The organism is Allobosea sp. CER48, assembly GCF_044752385.1.
In the GTDB taxonomy this organism is placed as follows: domain Bacteria; phylum Pseudomonadota; class Alphaproteobacteria; order Rhizobiales; family Beijerinckiaceae; genus Allobosea.
In genome coordinates this window covers 1-1,700 of the sequence record NZ_JBIWYK010000579.1, presented here as the reverse complement: position 1 = coordinate 1,700, position 1,700 = coordinate 1, and the positions used below count along the sequence as shown (strand labels likewise).

General features: G+C 65.9%; 1 protein-coding gene. It reads right to left on the bottom strand.

Annotated elements, in window-relative coordinates; translation table 11 throughout:
• Positions 1-39 precede the first annotated feature (39 nt).
• Complete coding sequence (gene aceB / locus ACIPIA_RS15685) at positions 40-1,647, bottom strand: malate synthase A (RefSeq protein WP_400510900.1); 1,608 nt, start codon at positions 1,645-1,647, stop codon at positions 40-42.
• Between the last annotated feature and the right edge of the window lie 53 nt (positions 1,648-1,700).

Below are 1,700 nucleotides of genomic sequence, written 5' to 3'. Positions count from 1 at the left end.
CGATGGCGGCGCCCCTCGATCGTCGGCCGTAGCCGGCGTTCAGCTCAGCTTGGCGTAGGCCGGCACGGTGAGGAAGTCCTCGAAGATCGGCGCGAGCGAGAGCTTCTCGAAGAGCGCGATCGCTTCCGGGAAGCGACCCCTGGCATAGTTCTCGGGCCCGAGCTCGCCCTTCACCCGCTCCATCTCCTCGGGCAGGCAGCGCTTGAACAGGGCCGCGTCGGCCGTCACCCCGCCATCGAGCGCGACGCCGTACTGGACGAACTGCCAGATCTGGGCGCGGCTGATCTCTGCAGTCGCGGCGTCCTCCATCATGTTGTAGATCGGAACGGCGCCACGGCCGCGCAACCAGGCCTCGATGTACTGGACGCCGACGCGGATGTTCTCGCGGAAGCCCTCCTCGGTGCGGGTGCCCTGATGGACCTCCAGGAGGTCCCCGGCGCCGATCTTCACGTCGTCGCGCTTCTTGGCGAGCTGGTTCGCCTGCGGCATCAGCCGGTCGAAGACCTCCATCGCGACCGGGACGAGGTCAGGGTGGGCGACCCAGGTGCCATCGTGGCCGTCGCCGGCCTCGCGCTCCTTGTCGGCCTTGACCTTGGCGAAGGCGGCGGCGTTGGCTTCGGGATTGTTCTTGACCGGGATCTGCGCCGCCATGCCGCCCATCGCGAAGGCGCCGCGCCTGTGGCAGGTCTTGATCAGCAGCAGCGAATAGGCGCGCAGGAAGGCCTTGGACATCACGACCTGGGACCGGTCGGGCAGGACATAGGCCTTGTTGCGGGCGAGCTTCTTGATGAACGAGAAGATGTAGTCCCAGCGGCCGCAATTCAGCCCAGCCATGTGCTCGCGCAGCTCGTAGAGGATCTCGTCCATCTCGAAGGCGGCCGGCAGGGTCTCGATCAGCACCGTGGCCTTGATCGTTCCGTTCTTCAGGCCGAGCGCCGACTGGGCTGCGACGAAGACGTCGTTCCAGAGCCGCGCCTCGAGATGGCTCTCCAGCTTCGGCAGATAGAAATACGGGCCGGATCCCGCCGCCAGCGCCGCCTTGGCGTTGTGGAAGAGATAGAGCCCGAAATCGACGAGCGAGCCCGAGGCTTCCTCACCGTCGATCTCGATATGGCGCTCCGGCAGATGCCAGCCGCGCGGCCGAATGATCAGGACGGCAGGCTTGTCCTTGAGCTTGTAGTCCTTGCCGTTCGTCGGGTCGGTGAAGTCGATCTTGCCGGCCCAGCGATCCCTGAGGTTGATCTGCCCCTCGATCATGTTGGCCCAGACCGGCGAGGAGGCGTCCTCGAAATCGGCCATGAACACCTTCGCGCCGGAATTCAGCGCGTTGACGATCATCTTGCGATCGACCGGTCCGGTGATTTCGACGCGACGGTCCTGCAGATCGGCCGGGATCGGTGCGACGCTCCAGTCGCCTTCGCGGATATGCTTGGTCTCCGCCAGGAAGTCGGGCGTCTCGCCGGCGTCGAAGCGCTTCTGCCGCTCGGCGCGCAGGCTGAGGAGGCGCTTGCGTGTTTCGTTGAAACGGCGATGCAGGTCGGCGACGAAGGCGAGCGCCTCCGAGGTGAGGACCTCGTCGAAGCGCGGCTGCACGGCGCCCCTGACGACGACGCCCGGCGGCAGGGTGAGGGTTGGGGTATCCGGCATGGCTGCTCCTCCGATTGTGGGGGCATCATCTCGCAGAATTGTTCTTTTCGAAA

Excerpts from the sequence above, each read along its gene's own strand:
- aceB (WP_400510900.1), bottom strand. The coding sequence starts at position 1,647 with ATGCCGGATACCCCAACCCTCACCCTGCCGCCGGGCGTCGTCGTCAGG.